Genomic DNA, 15,708 nt, shown 5'->3' with positions numbered 1-15,708 from the left:
GTGTAAACGGTTCATATAATGATCGAACAAAAAGACTGTCCTTGGATGGTCTTTTTTTATGGTGTAAATTTAGATTTTTTAGAATGTGTTAAGCATTTTCAAGTAGGCATTGTTTGCGAATATTCAATACGTTTGAACATTGGATGTTTTTAGTTTTATTGATCAACAGGCACAAAAAAGCCGGCAGATACCGGCTTTCTTATTACCATAAGTAATGCTAAATAAAACAGACTTCTAATTAGAAGCTTTTAACGTAAGCTACGCCATAGACCCAAGGGCTAATATCAACTTCACCAATTTCATCACCGTTTAAGCTAGCATCTGTTTTGATATCCATATAACGTGCATCAATACGGAAAGACTCAGTTGGAGCAAAAGGAATATCTAAGCCAATGTGACCTGCAACGCCAACACTATCATCAAGATCTAAATCATAGTCACCAGCAAGAGGAATATAAACTTTTTCTTTAAAGAAAGTTGTGTAGTTCACACCAACGCCAATAAAAGGCTTCACATTCATAGGCAGATTATAGCCATCGAAGTGATACTGTACAGATAGAGTAGGTGGTAGGTGCTGTGTTTTTGCATCAATAGTAGTGTCGCCAGACTTGAGAGTGATGTCATGATGAAACGGAATGGCAGCTAGTAATTCGATACCAACGTTGTTAGCAACAAAGTACTCACCACTGACTGTTGGGCGCACATCGCCATCAACGTCAACTGCAAAGTCGCCTAAGGCAGTAGATACTGTGCCATTGTCACTTTTAGGGTCAACATAATGTGCACCGGCAGCCACTGTCCAAGTACCAGCAGGGACAGCAAAAGCAGTAGTCATAGTAAGTGCAGCAGCAGTCGCTAAAACTAGGGATTGTAGCTTCATCTTGTAGATCCTTAACATAATCAGTAATAAAAAAATAAGTATTCAATGAGGGATGACATCAACTACTTATAAACAAAGTTACATTCATGAAATAAAAAGTAACTAATCAGTTGCATTATAATACATTTCCTTTACTGAGGGTAGTGTACTAAAGTCTAATAGGCGATATAACTGATATGTGGTAGTAAGTATGACTTCAGTAGCGAATAATATTTTGTGTTTATACAATGTTACTCAAATATCTCTTATAACCATAAGGATTAAAGTTGAGGATATGCTCTCAATATTTAAATAAATTATCTGTGGTAACCGATATAAGAGTGTTATAGGCTATAACGTTAGTTTTATATTTTTGACTCGCATAGATAAAGATGTCATAGACAAAACTTATTGAAATATTTTTATAAAGATAATATTAATCAGAGGAATGGCGATATATTTATGACTGGCTATTGTAGTAATTCTCCCATGCGTTGTACTAATGCACGCTCGATGACCGTACTGAACCAAGCTGACAATAGCTGTCCTCAATGTGGCTTGTCATTGGTGCCTGCTGATAACTCGAGTAGTAGCTCTCGTATGGAGTTGCAGTTTTTACATGCTAGCTTAGCTATCATAATTCTATTACTACTGGCCTTAATATATATATCTTACGCAAACTTTGTATAGTCAATCCAATCTTAAGAAGCCTAATAAAGTTCAGGATAGATATATCGAAGATACGCTATAGATTATTCTTATTATTGAGACCAACAGGGAAATGATAAATAATGCTTCTATACTGATACTTCGATGTTTGATTGTTTGATTATATAAATAACCCTATTCTTATATAGCTGTATCTATTTATTAACTTGATGGACTGAAGACTTTACCATTCATTTTTCATTCATTTAATCACGGTGTTACACCGCATAGGGACGGCATGCAATTCCAGTCTATACGGCGCCTGCGTCATTTTGTCTATGATATTTTACAAAATGATGACCACGACACCCTATTTAGTCGTTATGTCGATTACTTTCTGATTTTTTTAATTATGACGAACGTAGCTGCCGTAATTGCTGAATCTGTTGACCAATGGTATTACCCTTATCAAGAATATTTTACTTTATTTGAAAACTTCTCAATAGTCGTATTCTCTATTGAGTATTTGCTACGTTTTTGGAGTATTGCTGAAGCCAAGCCAGATAACACTACATGGCGTCAACGCTGGGACTGGGTAAGAAGCCCATCAGCTTTGATTGATTTGGTAGCGATTGTACCCGCGTTCTTAAACTTCTTTGTCAGCTTCGATCTGCGTTTCCTAAGAATTCTACGCCTGTTTAGAATTTTAAAGCTTACACGTTATTTTGTCTCAATGCGTATCTTGCTAGTGGTCATCAGTAAAGAGAAAGGCTCATTCCAAGCCGTTGTTTTTATCTTAATTATCATGATTGTGACTGCCTCTAGTGGTATTTATTTAGTAGAAAACCACGCGCAGCCAGAAGAATTTGAATCGATACCGAAAGCAATGTGGTGGGCCGTGGTAACGCTAACGACTGTCGGTTATGGTGATGTGACGCCAATAACCAATGCAGGCAAGATATTAGGTGCAGTTATTACTATCTTGGGTGTGGGTTTGGCGGCTCTGCCAGCTGGTATTTTAGCGACAGGTCTTGCTAACGAGCTTGCCCAACGCCGTGATGAGTTGGAGCAAGATTTTCGTGAACAGTTGGTGGATAGTGATTTTGACTTAGTGCAGAATCAAACGATGATTGATAAGATTCGTCGTGAGCTTGGACTGGATAAAGAACAAGCACAAGATATTGTATTACAAGTATTACGTGAACAAGAGCTTGAACGCCGCGAGCAAGAAGTTCGTAAAAAGAACTTTTGCCCCCATTGCGGTGAGGCGTTAGAGTAGAAAAAAATTGACGTAAAGTCATACGGTAAAACGACAACTATCGAAAACTAAAAAAGCTGGCGACCTACAAAATCGCCAGCTTTTTTATCTATAATTCTCAGCTAAGTGCGCACAATTTGCGGTGATGAAATAGGTAAAGCACGCGCTAGTTCATGCGCGACTTGTTGAGCTGCTTTTTGTAAGCCATTTTCAGAAAGCGGTAAGTTTTGTAGAGTGAGATGCCAATCATCTATTTCGCGGCGCAAACTAGCAATCCAAATTGCACTACAATCACGCGGAACTTGCTTTAAATTAACCTCAAAAGCACGGTTACCTTCGTCATCGCTAAGATGTACTTCACCTGCTTTTACTTTGCCTAATGGCTGTCCATAGTATGAGCTAGCAAGCAGACCAATATGGGTAATATGAGCAGGAATCTTGTCTAGATAAAGACGAATTTGCTCCTGATCTACTGGTGCATCATATAAGGCTTGCTCGCCACGATCTTTTCCATTAAGACTATCGCCTTGATGACAGACAGACTCAGCTTTATCACGCAGTTGTTTAAACCATACAATATCGTTAATCGTACAATTATCATCGTATAGTACGCAAGCAATATCGATATCAATCGCACTTTGGTTTTTTTTAAAGCGCTTCATCATGCCTTTAGGTTCGGTTTTAGTAAACTCATAATTTAGCGAAAAAAACAACATATCGGCCGTTAAGCCTAAGGCGCTTAAGCTTTCTGAAAGTAGGGGTAATGAGGCAGTGGATGGCATGGTATTCCTTGTTGATGCTTAAGTTTCTTATTAGTTAATTTGACTATTGCTCATCATCTAGTTGTTTATCCAACACTACTTGATGAAGAAGTTGCGGCTTGGCATCCAATAAACCTTTGCCAAAACCACGTAGCCACCAGACCAATTGTGACGTTAGATTAACTGTCGCATGGATAGTTAAGGTGTCATCGTCGTTGAACATTACTGTCTGATCATCACTAAGCTTGCTTTCAGTCAGGCTTTTACCAGCTCTCGTAGTAAATTTTAGCTCAATCGCGGTATTTTTACCGTGATCAGGCAATTGGCTCAATAATGGATGAGTAAAGCCCATGCTACCAGCGTCCAAATAGCTATCCAAATGGAAGTTCTCTGGTGTTAGTGCTGTGCTTTTAAGTATCTCCACACTAGCAAATCGATGCAGGGCAAAAGTGCGGATAATAGCTTCTGGATCATCAGTACGAGTCGCTAGCAAATAAATAATTACGCCACGCTGAATGATAGCAATAGGGTTTAATATATATTCGCTAGCCTCTGACTTATTACTGCGTGTATAACAGGCTTTGATTTGTAATTGATAAAACAGAGCATGATAAATATTATCTTTACTGTCCAAATCAATATGCGGGGCAATCAACGGCTGAGTTGCAGTCTCAATGCGTACACGATCAATCCAAGAATGCGTGACTTTACTATTTTTAAGCTGTCGCCGTGCCAAGTCAAACCATGGAAATAACTCATCTAAAATAGCAGGAGGAAGTAGCTGAGTGAGATTGGCCTCGACCATATTAAAGGCGACCGCTTGCGATAGATTCATATGTGGCAGGCTTTGTAGTGGCGCGTCATCTTTCCAGCGCCAGCCTTGCGGGTTGGCATTATTTTTCTCAATTGGGAAGCGTTTAGCCAAAGCATTTAAGTCTCTTTGTACCGTACGTAAGCTAATATCAAATCCTGCAAGCTTAAGCTGTTCATAGATATGCGTCGTACCAACCCAACGGTTACGCTGAAGCTGTGAGAGTACTTGCCATTGACGCGCAGTAGTCGCTGCCCCATGACGGCTAGCTGCTGTATCGGCAGCCACATTGTCAGCCTCCTCAGTAGATGATACGGAAGGCTTATCTTCCTGTATATCCTGAGCATTGGAGGTAGATCCGTCTGTTGCGTTAGCGTTTTGCACAGTCATTAAGAGATAACCTATATAGAGTCTGTCATAATGTTGAATCGATATTATCGATTACAGGGTGTCATACTAAAAACAGTATCATATTAAAGCATATCTTGCTTGCTCAGCATCGAAGACATTTATCATCGCAGAAAATAGCCGTAGCGTCTAGGAAGTTTAGATGCAGCTTTTAGGGTTCAATCATCTGGCAATTTTCTAAAAGTTTTATCTGAAAATATGAGCAAAGAGGGTTCTTTAGAAGAACGATATTGAATCCCAATCACTACTGTTCAATTCCATCACGAATTATGCTTTCTTTGCTATTGTCTTTTTTATACTGATCTTTCTTCTTATCATCTTTTTTTTGACGTTTGGCTTTTCGCTTCTTTTTGGCTTTCTTTTTTGACTTCTTATCGTCAATAACATCATCTGTATCTTGATTTTCATCCCACAACATCAAACGCTGCAAGACTTTGCCAAATAGAGTGTCCTTACGATAACGACCTTTTTTATTCATCGTATCAATGGGTAGGCCTGTCATCAGTGTCAAGGCCTCATTAATCGTGCTCACACCATAAATATGAAAGCTACTTGCTTCGACTGCTGCGATAATGTCGTCACGCAGCATTAACTGTTTGACGTTGGCCATTGGGATAACGACGCCTTGTTGCTCCGTCATACCTTGCTCGCGACAAGCATCGAAGAAACCAGCAATCTTAGCGTTAATACCACCGACTGCTTGTACTTCTCCCAGCTGATTCATTGAGCCAGTGATAGCGAAGGACTGATTAATAGGCGCGTTGGCTAAGGCCGAGAGGAGCGCACAAGCTTCACTAACTGTCGCGCTATCGCCATCAATATGAGCATAGCTTTGTTCAAAGGCTAGAGAGGCACTAAAATTCAGTGCATGATGTTGGCTAAATAGAGCACGCAAGTAGCTGGTCATAATTAACATGCCTTTCGCATGTAAACTGCCGCCCAAATCGACATCACGTTCAATATCGAGAATCTCACCAGCACCAATATTAGGCTGAATCACAGCAGTAAGACGTGCTGGCATGCCAAATTCACTATCAGCATAGCTGACGACAGTCAAGGCGTTGACCTGTCCGACGGCCTCACCTTGAGTATTGATCAGCTGTTGACCATTTTTGAGCTCATCCCAATATAAATCGCGCAAGTAGCCTGAACGTTCATCCATATCACTGATAGCTTGAGCAACATGACTGGCATCGACAATATCGTTTTCACTAAGACGTGCGTGGCGATTGGATTCATGCAAAAGCTTAATAAGGCGGTCACTGTGTAGGCTTAAACGATCTTGGTCTTCAGCCTGTAAGCTTAGATGTTCAAGAAGTGCCGCTTGCGCACTATTATCAAAAGGATAAAGGTCTGCATAATCGATAATATCTGCCATTTTGGCAACGAGGGCCAGCTCATGATCAGGTGTGCGAGTAACATCATCATGGAAGTCGGCACGAACTTTGAACACCGCATCAAACTCTGGTTCTAACTCTAATAGCTCATAATATAAATCTGCTTCTCCGAGCAAAACCACCTTAATATCAAGGTCAATCGGAGCAGGCGCTAATGACAAGCTGCCCGTTAACGTCAACATTTGCTCAAGGCTAGATAGCTTAATTTTACGTGATTGTAGGGCACGTTTTAGACCTTGCCAAGCGTAAGGGTGCTCAAGTACATGGCTGGCTTCTAACAATAGATAGCCGCCATTTGCTCGGTGTAGTGCGCCGGCACGTATCATACTGACATCAGTTGTCACGGTACCTAACTGAGTAATTTGCTCGACATGTCCTAACAAATTAAGGTGAGTAGGTAGGTCTTCAAATATGACCGGTGCGCCACTTTCAGGCTCATGACTGACCATGACATTGACTGCATATCGGCTAGGGGTTGTTGCTAGCACGGCAGTGACAAACTCTTCATCATCACCATTAACGATACGCTCTACATGGGTAACCATGTCAGCAAATATCGCATCAAGATAAGTAACGATAGCTGGGAGTTCGTCAAACTGCTCACGTATAAGTGTAAATAAAGGTTGTAGGGCTCGGCGGGCAATATTGCGATGTAGATCTTCTATGGCGTCATTGGCCTCATCTTCTAGTTGTTCTAAGGCAATGGTCAGTTGACTAAGTCGCTTTTGCATGTGGTTTTTTTGCGTAAAATTACTCAGCTCAGACTCATAGTCACTTTGCGTGTTAATGTCTGTTAGATTGGTAGTGTCAGGGCTGTTTTCTATTGAATCATGATTTATTGTAGCCCCATCTATGGCCTCATTATTTTCAGGTATATTAGTGGACGCAGATATAGAAGTGGCAAATGTTGTTTTATTATTTTCATCTACTGGCAGTTGGCTTGGATGTACAAACATCGCTTTATTATCGAACGAGCGAAACGTCAGCGCCAAATCATACTGTTTACCTTCAGCGTTTAGGGCATCATAAGCAAGGCTTTCTTTTTGATGAGTATCGTTTTTGATCGCTTCGATTTTGCTTTGATACTGATCACTACGAAAACGTTGGCTCAAACGTTTTTTTGCCTGTAACCATAAATCATTGATTTGCTGCTGTAACACTACCGCTTGTCCAGCAGGCAAGTGCATTGCTAAAGGCGTACGAGGATCAGTAAAATTATGCACATAGACCCAATCATCCGGCGTCGGCGCATCCATAGCAATACGCTGTAATAGTCGACTAATAACTGTACGTTTACCAAGCCCGTTTTCACCAGCCGCAAAGACATGATAGCCGCTAGCTTTGATATCAAGTGCAATGTGCAAGGCTTTGAGCGCACGCTGCTGTCCAAAGCCAATATCTAAATCTGGTGCAGTACGTGTATCAGTAGGCAAGATACTAGCAGCACTATAACGCTTTAGCTGTTTAACGGTAATAAGACAGCGCTCATTAACCGCTTCGAATATCGGATGGGGTGATGAGATATCCTGTTTGTCTTCTGCAGTATCTGTTTTTACTGATACCTTGTCTGTCACAATAGTAGTCGCAATCATTAAGTCGGTATCTTCTGAAGTTTGCATGTTAGGAGCAATGGGCTGTTCGGTCATAGGCGTATGGTAAGTCATCTTATAGAAGTTGAAGAAAGTAAAGAATTTAATAGATACATCTTACAAGATGTCTTAACATTTATAATCAGTCATTAAACGCAATTTTGTATCATGTAGATATGAATCTTTAAACCAACAATGATAAAACTGCGCTTATATCCAAAGCCATATTTAATGGTAGAAAGGAAGAATAAAACCTCAATGCTAGCGCAGATAGTATAAGATGACGGACATTAGCGCAATCTGCAACTATTCAATATGCAGCCTGCATGATAAAATAAAAGGTTCACATGCCAAAACTGGATAATTCGTCGTATGTCAGCTTCTGCTAAAATCGCTTCACCTTCTACTAGCACGGATAATATCAATGTTGATCCGACTGGCTTTACAAAGCTTGGGTCGCAGTTGCCAACGCTTGCGAATATATTAGTACAAGCAACGCAAGAGCTCGGTTTATCACTAAGTGGCATGCAGCAGCGCACGTTATTATTATACTTAGACCAGCTTTTATTATGGAATAAAGCGTATAATCTGACCGCCATTACTGATCCGGTAGAGGCTTTGGTCAAACATGTCATCGATTGTTTGGCTATTATACCGCATTTGCCGTCAGGGTCACTGCTAGATATTGGTACGGGAGCAGGGTTGCCTGCTGTTATTATCGCGATTTGTCAGCCTGAGCGCCAATGTACCGCACTTGATAGTAATCAGAAAAAAATTCGCTTTATTAAGCAAATTAGTAGTGAGCTTGGTTTGAGCAATGTGCAACCGATTGCTTCGCGTATCGAAGCGCATGAGACTAGCTATGAAGTGGTCACCTCTAGAGCGTTCGCAAGCCTTATAGACTTTGTCGAAGTTGCAGAGCCACGTTTGGCAAAGGGGGGGCAATTATGTGCGATGAAAGGCAAAGCGCCAACCGATGATGAGCTACAGGCGCTAAATCAGGAATGGCAAATTAAAACCATTGAGCTTAAAGTGCCACGTTTATATGATAGTCGTCATTTGATTGAATTATCTTCTAAAAATGTCTAAGCTATGAGCACCTCAGTAGCTATGAAACAACTAACGTAGCTAGTTGGACTAAAACTAGAAGTAGTGCATGAAGTAATTAGTCTGGTGTTTGCAAGGTTTTCATTCGTTATGCATTTAGAACATATTAAAATGACTATCAGATTTTTTGTGAAACATGATAATAAAAATTTAGAGTTAAAGACTGTCAGAGTGGAAATCAGTAATAGACCCTAATCAAATTGAGTAAGTGTATGGAAATCATAGCAATTGCGAATCAAAAAGGCGGCGTTGGAAAAACGACGACGGCAGTAAATTTGACTGCTAGCTTAGCTGCAAAGCGTAAACGCGTACTGTTGATTGACTTAGACCCACAAGGTAATGCTACTAGTGGCACTGGTCTAGATAAAAACGATTTAGAGCTGACAATAGCAGATGTGTTACTTGATGGCGTTTCACTGCAGGATGCTACTGTTATGAGCCCGGCAGGTTTCGATGTTATCGGAGCCAATCGTGAGCTGGCAGGTATGGACGTTACCTTAATGGGTCAAACCAATAGTCATGAGCTATTAAAGAAAGCAATGACTCATTTAGTCGATGCGCAAGTTAGCTCCAAAGAGGGGCATTACGACTATATCGTTATGGATTGTGCACCCAGTTTAAACTTACTAACGATCAATGCTTTGGTGGCAACTGATAGCGTCATTATTCCTATGCAGTGTGAATATTATGCATTGGAAGGTCTAGCCGATTTATCACAGACAATTGAGCGCTTAACTGAGCTTAATCCTAAGCTGTATATTCGTGGTGTGGTAAGAACATTGTTCGATGCACGTAACACGCTAGCCCGCGATGTATCCGCTGAACTTGAGGCTCACTTTGGCGATATTATGTATAAAACCCACATTCCAAGAAACATTCGCTTGGCAGAAGCGCCCGCGCACGGTCTACCAGTAATTGCGTATGAGAGGTGGTCAAAAGGTGCGCGCGCGTATCAAAAATTAGCAGCTGAAGTTATCAAACAGAGCTGCTAACAGACGCCAGTCACTGTCGTAAAAGCTAGCAAGTGAATAGACACTAGCTAGCCAATAAAGCATTAGATACCATATTTATCAGTAAGTACTTATTAACAACCATTTGGCTTTTATTTTAGCGTTAGAGGATAGGTAATCATGGCGAAAAAACGAGGATTGGCTTCCAATCGAGGTTTAGATGCCTTATTAGGATCAATCAAAAAAGAAAAGCAAATTACCGCCTCTGCTTTGCAAGACGATACCGTTGTGCGTGATATCGACGCAACGGTTGATGCTAAGTCTATTGCTCAAATACCAGACTTATCTGCTACACAGGTCAATAATGATCCTGCGAAAACCAGTGCAAAAGCCGTTACTGGTGCAAGTAGTCGTGCACCACGTACTATCCGCAACAGCACAAAAATCCGCCACCATGCTAAAAATAGTACTAGAACAGCTAATGAGAGTATCGATAGTAATACTTCTGAAGATCAGATAAGTTTGGTGCAAATCGCGGTGACACAATTGCAAGCTGGTAAATATCAACCGCGCCGCGATATGAGCGAAACAGCACTAGCAGAGCTAGCATCTTCTATTGAGCAGCATGGAATCATGCAGCCTATTGTTATTCGGCCACTATTGGCAAACGAAGATAAAAGTACAGCAGATGTCACTCATGAAATTATCGCTGGTGAGCGACGCTGGCGTGCCGCAAAAATGGCAGGTAAGTCGGTTATTCCAGCAATTGAACGCGCATTATCGGACGAACTAGCTATTGCATTAGCGCTGATTGAAAATATTCAACGCGAAGATTTGTCAGTGATTGAGCAAGCTGCGGCATTGCAGCGCTTTCATACTGAATTTGGCATGAGTCATGCAATGATTGCAGATGTAGTCGGTAAAGCACGAACGACAGTTTCGAACTTACTGCGTCTCAATCAGCTGCACGATACGGTAAAAGACCATTTAGCGAACAGTGCTTTAGATATGGGTCATGCGCGTACACTGCTTGCCTTATCTTCTGAACAGCAGCCTATCATTGCACAGAAAATAATTGATGGGGGGATGACTGTACGGGAGGCTGAGAAGCTGGTTAAGTCAATCTTAAATCCTGCACCTAAAGCTGATCGTACTGAACAATCACAGTCTCATGATGCTGAACGTTTAACACAGCGCCTGACAGATATGTTGGGAGCAGAAGTAAAGCTTAAACATAAAAAAGATGGTCAGGGTAGTGTGGAGATATTTTTTCACAACCAAGATGAGTTATCAGCGTTAATAAAACATCTAGAAGCGCAACGTTAATACACTCATTAGACCAACGTACTTAAATAACATACTTATTAAGTCTAAAAGACTTTTGCTATTGTACGCGATATATTATACATGGCTTTCATTATGTAATAGTTGCAATATTTTGAGCATTTTAAACGATACACAAGAGAGTCATTATGTGGGAATTGGTAAAAGCAGGTGGTTGGTTAATGATGCCAATCGTCGTATGTTCGATAGTCGCGCTTATCATTATTATTGAGCGCAGTAGTACGCTACAGTTTAACAAAATCGTACCTGGTAGACTACGTGAACAGCTCATAACCCGCCTACGTGAAAACGGTGACATCGGTCGTACCCAGTTGATGAATGTCAAAGAGAAAACGCCATTAGGTGACATCTTAGCGACGGGATTGATGTATCGTCAGTATGGTCTAGACTCTATGACTATGCATATGCAAAATAGAGCGAGCGTACAGATCCATCAATTGGAAAAAAATATCAATATGCTAGGTACGATAGGAGCAATTGCCCCACTACTTGGCCTATTAGGTACTGTATTGGGCATTATATCTTCATTTTTAGCCATTACAGATGGTGCAATGCAAGATCCTACCTTGCTTGCCGCAGGAGTCTCGCAAGCATTGATTACAACTGCCGCAGGTATGGTTGTTGCGATACCAGCACTAGTAGCTTACCGTTATTTTCAGCGCCGAGTTGTAGATGTTAATGCCAGATTTGAGACTGAAGCTGGGCTTATGATTCAAGAGCTTTACGATTATCAGCTACTAGCAGATGCTCATCTACCACTGACTAATTTGCCTACTACGACAGTGCAAAGCGCAGAGACAAGTGATGAGCAGTTGAGTGATACGTTAGGGTTTGACTCTGAAACCAAGCATCAACCTGCATAGAGAAACCTAATATTTTTATCTTCCAGCCTTAGGCCATCAGAGAAATAGCTATGCGTTTTAGAAAGCCTACCGTTGAACCGCTAGAAATCAATTTAACGCCAATGATTGATTGCTTACTGTTTTTGATTGTGTTTTTGCTATTAGCGACGTCATTTAATCATTTTAGCCGTTTAAATATTGTTTTGCCTGAAGCGGAAGGCGTTGCACTTGTCGAGCAGAAGAACAGTATTGAGGTGGCAGTACAAGAAGATGGCAGTTACATGGTTAATGGTATTAGCCTTGCTAACAACAGTGAGGCTGAGCTGACCAACATGCTACAGCAAGAAGCGGGCAGTGAGCGTGACATCCTATTTGTAATTGCTGCTGATGCTAATGCTACCCATCAATCTGTGGTACAGGTAATGGACATCGCTGGCAAACTGGGCTTTTTAAATTTAAATATCAGCACTGTAATGCCACTCGGACAAGCACTACCGCACTAGGTAGTAGACAGTTAAGCTAACTACTGGGTTCTATCTCGCCGTTATACCTCTTCTTTATGCAGTGGCGCTGCCTGTTTAATAAATTCATCTATTAATACTTGACCTGAGGCTTTTATGAGCCAATCTGATACAACTCAAACTCCTATTAACACTAAGCTTGTGCCACCGTCAAGTCCGCCTAAGAGTAAGACGCTATTGCGTCTTTTGAGCTATTTGAAGCCTTATTGGTGGGCGCTACTGCTAACAGTAGTAGGGTTTGCTATTAATGCAGCAACAGAGATCTGGATTGCCAAATTATTACAATATATCACCGACGCTATTAATCAAAATGATCAAGCGAAACAAAACCTGTTTCCAGTCTTGATTATCGCGTTGTTCTTTATACGCGGTGTTGGTAGCTTTTTGGGTAACTATTACTCTGCTTTAGTCTCACGAAATTTGGTGTATGAGTTGAGAGTGCAGGTATTTAACAAGCTGTTACGTCTACCAAGCTCGTTCTATTTAGCCAATCCTGCTGGAACTATCTCATCCAAGCTGATTTTCGATGTAGAGCAAGTGACGGCTGCTAGTACCGATTCCATGAAGACCTTGTTGCGTGATGGCTTAACAGTTGTCGCTTTGCTTGGTTTTTTACTTTATAGCAACTGGCGTTTAACCTTGATTTTGTTTTTAGTACTGCCACCGATCTTGTGGCTGATTCGTTTTGCCTCTAAGCGTTATTTAAAGCTATCCAAAGGTATTCAAGAAACCATGGGCGATGTCAGCCATATTACCAATGAGGTAATCGGCGGCTACCAAGTGGTCAAAAATTACGGCGGCCAAGCTTATGAAGCTCAGCGCTTTAACGCTACTTCAAAAAAGAACTTGCGCCAAGGTATGAAAGTGGTAGTTACCAATAGTATTAATACACCCGCTGTACAGTTATTGATGGCAATGGCGATGTCAGTGGTAGTATGGCTCGCTTTACGTCCATCGGTGATCGACAATATCTCGGCAGGTGAGTTTATCTCCTATATTGCAGCAGCAGGGCTACTCAGTAAACCTGTGCGCTCATTAACCGATATCAATCAAAAACTGCAAAAAGGTATTGCGGCGGGTGAGTCTATATTTGCATTGCTTGATGAGCCTGAAGAGAAGGATACTGGTACGCTCAGCCCATCGTTGTCAGGTGAGATTCAATTGGATAAGGTTAGCTTGGTCTATCCCGATTCAACTGTGGCGTTACATGACTTTAGCTTAGATGTACGTGCAGGCGAGACAGTAGCCTTAGTTGGGCGTAGTGGCGCTGGTAAGTCATCACTGGTTAATCTGTTAACGCGTACCTTAACCACGACCTCAGGGCAAATTACGATGGATGGTATGCCCATCGAAGATATTACTTTAGAGAGTCTACGCGCACAGATTGCGATGGTTAATCAACAAGTCGTGCTGTTTAACACTACGGTCTTTAATAATATTGCCTATGGTAGTTTGGCAGGCAAGTCACAAGCTGAGGTCGAAGCTGCTGCTAAAGATGCCTTTGCTCATGATTTTATTATGAAAATGCCACAAGGCTATCAAAGTCAGATTGGGGCAGAAGGCTTACAGTTATCTGGTGGTCAACGTCAGCGTTTATCGATAGCACGCGCACTATTAAAAGACGCACCGATTTTGATATTGGATGAAGCGACCAGTGCTCTTGATAATGAGTCAGAGTATTATATTCAGCAAGCACTCGACAATGTAATGAAAGACCGTACCACCTTAGTCATTGCGCATCGCTTGACGACGATTGAATCTGCTGACCGCATTGCAGTCCTAGATGGTGGGCAAATCGTTGAGATTGGTACTCATACTGAGCTCATGCAAAAGCAAGGCCATTATGCCCAAATGTATGCGCGCGATTTTGAATCATGAAGGCGAGATGAGCTTTGAGTTTCTGTTTAAAAGGCTTCGATGTTAATATCATCAAGTCTTTTACTTTTATACTATTCAACAACGCACTATATTAAGCAACAAATCATTGGCAAAATTGGATGGATGCTAAATAATGAGTATTGAGACCGCGATTACTCGTGCTTGGCAACGAAAAGCAGCTTGGTTATGGTTATTACTGCCTATCAGCTGGCTATATGGTTTGCTTACTTTATTGCGTCGTCAGGCTTATAAAGCAGGGCTATTTGCAAGTTATCGTGCGCCTGTACCCATTATGGTCATAGGTAATATTACGGTTGGTGGTAGTGGCAAAACGCCGTTGATTATAACTCTCGTTAGTTATTTGCAGCAACAGGGTATAAAGGTTGGTGTTATAAGTCGCGGTTATGGCGGTGATAGTAGCCAGATGCCAGCATTGGTAACCAAAGATAGTTTGCCAAGTACAGTAGGCGATGAGCCTTGTTTAATTGTCAATGTGACGGCCGCACCGATGGCAGTATGTCCGAACCGCGAACAAGCGATTACGACTTTGCTAAACGCGCATTCTGATTTACAACTTATCATTGCTGACGATGGTTTGCAGCATTATGCTCTACAACGTGATATCGAATGGATTGTGGTCGATGTAGCGCGCGGATTTGGTAATCAGCAGCTCCTACCAACAGGTTTTTTACGTGAGCCGATGGCACGATTAACAGATGCAACCGTTATTTATCATAAAAAACCAGAGGTAGTATCCGCTTTTAATAATAATGAAAATCTAGCTCAGCGTTTGACCATGCAGTTACAGCCAAGTAGCTTATATCCTTTATTATCTGACGATAACATACATGATTTAGACATACTTACCTCTTCATCAGATGCGGTAGTGCCAATGCAGGGTAGCGTGCATGCAGTTAGTGGAATCGGCTATCCGCAGCGTTTTTTTGCAACGCTCAGGACGCTTGGTTTTGATGTGATAGAACATCCTTATCCTGATCATTATGACTTTAGTCTGGTCGAGTTACTGCAATATACCGAGCATCCTATTATTGTGACGACTAAAGATGCTGTAAAAATCCGTACGTTACTATTAGCAGAACTCAACAAAATTAATTCTATAAAACCTGATGAATTAATTAATGATGATATTAAAGCCTTAGTGAATAGACTATGGGTACTACCCGTAACCGCAGAACTCTCTAATGCTTGCTATCAAACGTTACAGCAGCAATTAACAGCATTTGGTATTGATATGCCTACGTCAGGTTTTAGAGATAAGTAAAATAAACCTCATTTTTTCAGCTATTATTCAATCTCGCTTTTAAGCTTATATAT

Annotated in this window: 12 protein-coding genes; 8 read left to right on the top strand and 4 right to left on the bottom strand. The window is 41.3% G+C overall.

Annotation, left to right across the window (positions count from 1 at the left end; translation table 11 throughout):
• Window positions 1-238: 238 nt before the first annotated feature.
• Window positions 239-880 carry an OmpW/AlkL family protein gene (locus ACTQ9S_RS01770; RefSeq protein WP_440453471.1) on the bottom strand — a complete coding sequence of 214 codons (642 nt, stop codon included), beginning with the start codon at window positions 878-880 and terminating at the stop codon, window positions 239-241.
• Between the two features lie 925 nt (window positions 881-1,805).
• Between ACTQ9S_RS01770 and ACTQ9S_RS01765 the strand changes: the two genes are divergently transcribed.
• Complete coding sequence (locus ACTQ9S_RS01765) at window positions 1,806-2,786, top strand: ion transporter (RefSeq protein ID WP_440453469.1); 981 nt, start codon at window positions 1,806-1,808, stop codon at window positions 2,784-2,786.
• A 101-nt stretch (window positions 2,787-2,887) separates the two neighbouring features.
• On the opposite strand, the gene ACTQ9S_RS01760 is transcribed toward ACTQ9S_RS01765, so the two are convergent.
• The 3 genes from ACTQ9S_RS01760 to ACTQ9S_RS01750 form a co-directional block, all read right to left on the bottom strand.
• Complete coding sequence (locus ACTQ9S_RS01760; RefSeq protein WP_440453467.1) at window positions 2,888-3,547, bottom strand: TerD family protein; 660 nt, start codon at window positions 3,545-3,547, stop codon at window positions 2,888-2,890.
• 43 nt (window positions 3,548-3,590) lie between these two features.
• Window positions 3,591-4,727 (bottom strand): helix-turn-helix transcriptional regulator, encoded by a 1,137-nt coding sequence (locus ACTQ9S_RS01755; protein ID WP_350656861.1) that lies wholly within the window; start codon window positions 4,725-4,727, stop codon window positions 3,591-3,593.
• Between the two features lie 262 nt (window positions 4,728-4,989).
• Entirely contained in the window at window positions 4,990-7,788 is a 2,799-nt protein-coding gene (locus ACTQ9S_RS01750; RefSeq protein ID WP_440453465.1) for an AAA family ATPase, read from the bottom strand.
• A gap of 315 nt (window positions 7,789-8,103) precedes the next feature.
• Here ACTQ9S_RS01750 and rsmG point away from each other — a divergent pair, with 315 nt between their 5' ends.
• The 7 genes from rsmG to lpxK all read left to right on the top strand — a co-directional run bounded on the left by rsmG (window position 8,104) and on the right by lpxK (window position 15,655).
• The gene (gene rsmG, locus ACTQ9S_RS01745) at window positions 8,104-8,820 is read left to right on the top strand and encodes a 16S rRNA (guanine(527)-N(7))-methyltransferase RsmG (RefSeq protein ID WP_440453463.1); all 717 of its coding nucleotides are present in this window, start codon (window positions 8,104-8,106) and stop codon (window positions 8,818-8,820) included.
• A 230-nt stretch (window positions 8,821-9,050) separates the two neighbouring features.
• Entirely contained in the window at window positions 9,051-9,830 is a 780-nt protein-coding gene (locus ACTQ9S_RS01740; protein WP_350656857.1) for a ParA family protein, read from the top strand.
• A 138-nt stretch (window positions 9,831-9,968) separates the two neighbouring features.
• Window positions 9,969-11,114 (top strand): ParB/RepB/Spo0J family partition protein, encoded by a 1,146-nt coding sequence (locus ACTQ9S_RS01735; protein WP_068036144.1) that lies wholly within the window; start codon window positions 9,969-9,971, stop codon window positions 11,112-11,114.
• 146 nt (window positions 11,115-11,260) lie between these two features.
• The gene (locus tag ACTQ9S_RS01730) at window positions 11,261-11,995 is read left to right on the top strand and encodes a MotA/TolQ/ExbB proton channel family protein (RefSeq protein WP_068036143.1); all 735 of its coding nucleotides are present in this window, start codon (window positions 11,261-11,263) and stop codon (window positions 11,993-11,995) included.
• Between the two features lie 50 nt (window positions 11,996-12,045).
• Window positions 12,046-12,477, top strand: a complete 432-nt coding sequence (locus ACTQ9S_RS01725) for an ExbD/TolR family protein (protein ID WP_068036141.1) — start codon at window positions 12,046-12,048, stop codon at window positions 12,475-12,477.
• 114 nt (window positions 12,478-12,591) lie between these two features.
• Window positions 12,592-14,373, top strand: coding sequence for a lipid A export permease/ATP-binding protein MsbA (msbA, locus tag ACTQ9S_RS01720; protein ID WP_068036139.1), 1,782 nt, complete (start codon window positions 12,592-12,594; stop codon window positions 14,371-14,373).
• A gap of 133 nt (window positions 14,374-14,506) precedes the next feature.
• Entirely contained in the window at window positions 14,507-15,655 is a 1,149-nt protein-coding gene (lpxK, locus tag ACTQ9S_RS01715) for a tetraacyldisaccharide 4'-kinase (protein ID WP_440453461.1), read from the top strand.
• The last annotated feature ends 53 nt before the right edge of the window (window positions 15,656-15,708 follow it).

The sequence above is a fragment of the Psychrobacter sp. ASPA161_9 genome (assembly GCF_051970275.1).
In the GTDB taxonomy this organism is placed as follows: Bacteria; Pseudomonadota; Gammaproteobacteria; order Pseudomonadales; family Moraxellaceae; genus Psychrobacter.
The sequence above is the reverse complement of the archived record's forward strand: the minus strand, read 5'-3'. Positions and strand labels throughout refer to the sequence as shown.

What these genes read in the sequence shown, in the direction of transcription:
- ACTQ9S_RS01770 (WP_440453471.1), bottom strand. Translation starts at nt 880, where the DNA reads ATGAAGCTACAATCCCTAGTTTTAGCGACTGCTGCTGCACTTACTATG.
- ACTQ9S_RS01765 (WP_440453469.1), top strand. Translation starts at nt 1,806, where the DNA reads ATGCAATTCCAGTCTATACGGCGCCTGCGTCATTTTGTCTATGATATT.
- ACTQ9S_RS01760 (WP_440453467.1), bottom strand. Translation starts at nt 3,547, where the DNA reads ATGCCATCCACTGCCTCATTACCCCTACTTTCAGAAAGCTTAAGCGCC.
- ACTQ9S_RS01755 (WP_350656861.1), bottom strand. Translation starts at nt 4,727, where the DNA reads ATGACTGTGCAAAACGCTAACGCAACAGACGGATCTACCTCCAATGCT.
- ACTQ9S_RS01750 (WP_440453465.1), bottom strand. Translation starts at nt 7,788, where the DNA reads ATGACCGAACAGCCCATTGCTCCTAACATGCAAACTTCAGAAGATACC.
- rsmG (WP_440453463.1), top strand. Translation starts at nt 8,104, where the DNA reads ATGTCAGCTTCTGCTAAAATCGCTTCACCTTCTACTAGCACGGATAAT.
- ACTQ9S_RS01740 (WP_350656857.1), top strand. Translation starts at nt 9,051, where the DNA reads ATGGAAATCATAGCAATTGCGAATCAAAAAGGCGGCGTTGGAAAAACG.
- ACTQ9S_RS01735 (WP_068036144.1), top strand. Translation starts at nt 9,969, where the DNA reads ATGGCGAAAAAACGAGGATTGGCTTCCAATCGAGGTTTAGATGCCTTA.
- ACTQ9S_RS01730 (WP_068036143.1), top strand. Translation starts at nt 11,261, where the DNA reads ATGTGGGAATTGGTAAAAGCAGGTGGTTGGTTAATGATGCCAATCGTC.
- ACTQ9S_RS01725 (WP_068036141.1), top strand. Translation starts at nt 12,046, where the DNA reads ATGCGTTTTAGAAAGCCTACCGTTGAACCGCTAGAAATCAATTTAACG.
- msbA (WP_068036139.1), top strand. Translation starts at nt 12,592, where the DNA reads ATGAGCCAATCTGATACAACTCAAACTCCTATTAACACTAAGCTTGTG.
- lpxK (WP_440453461.1), top strand. Translation starts at nt 14,507, where the DNA reads ATGAGTATTGAGACCGCGATTACTCGTGCTTGGCAACGAAAAGCAGCT.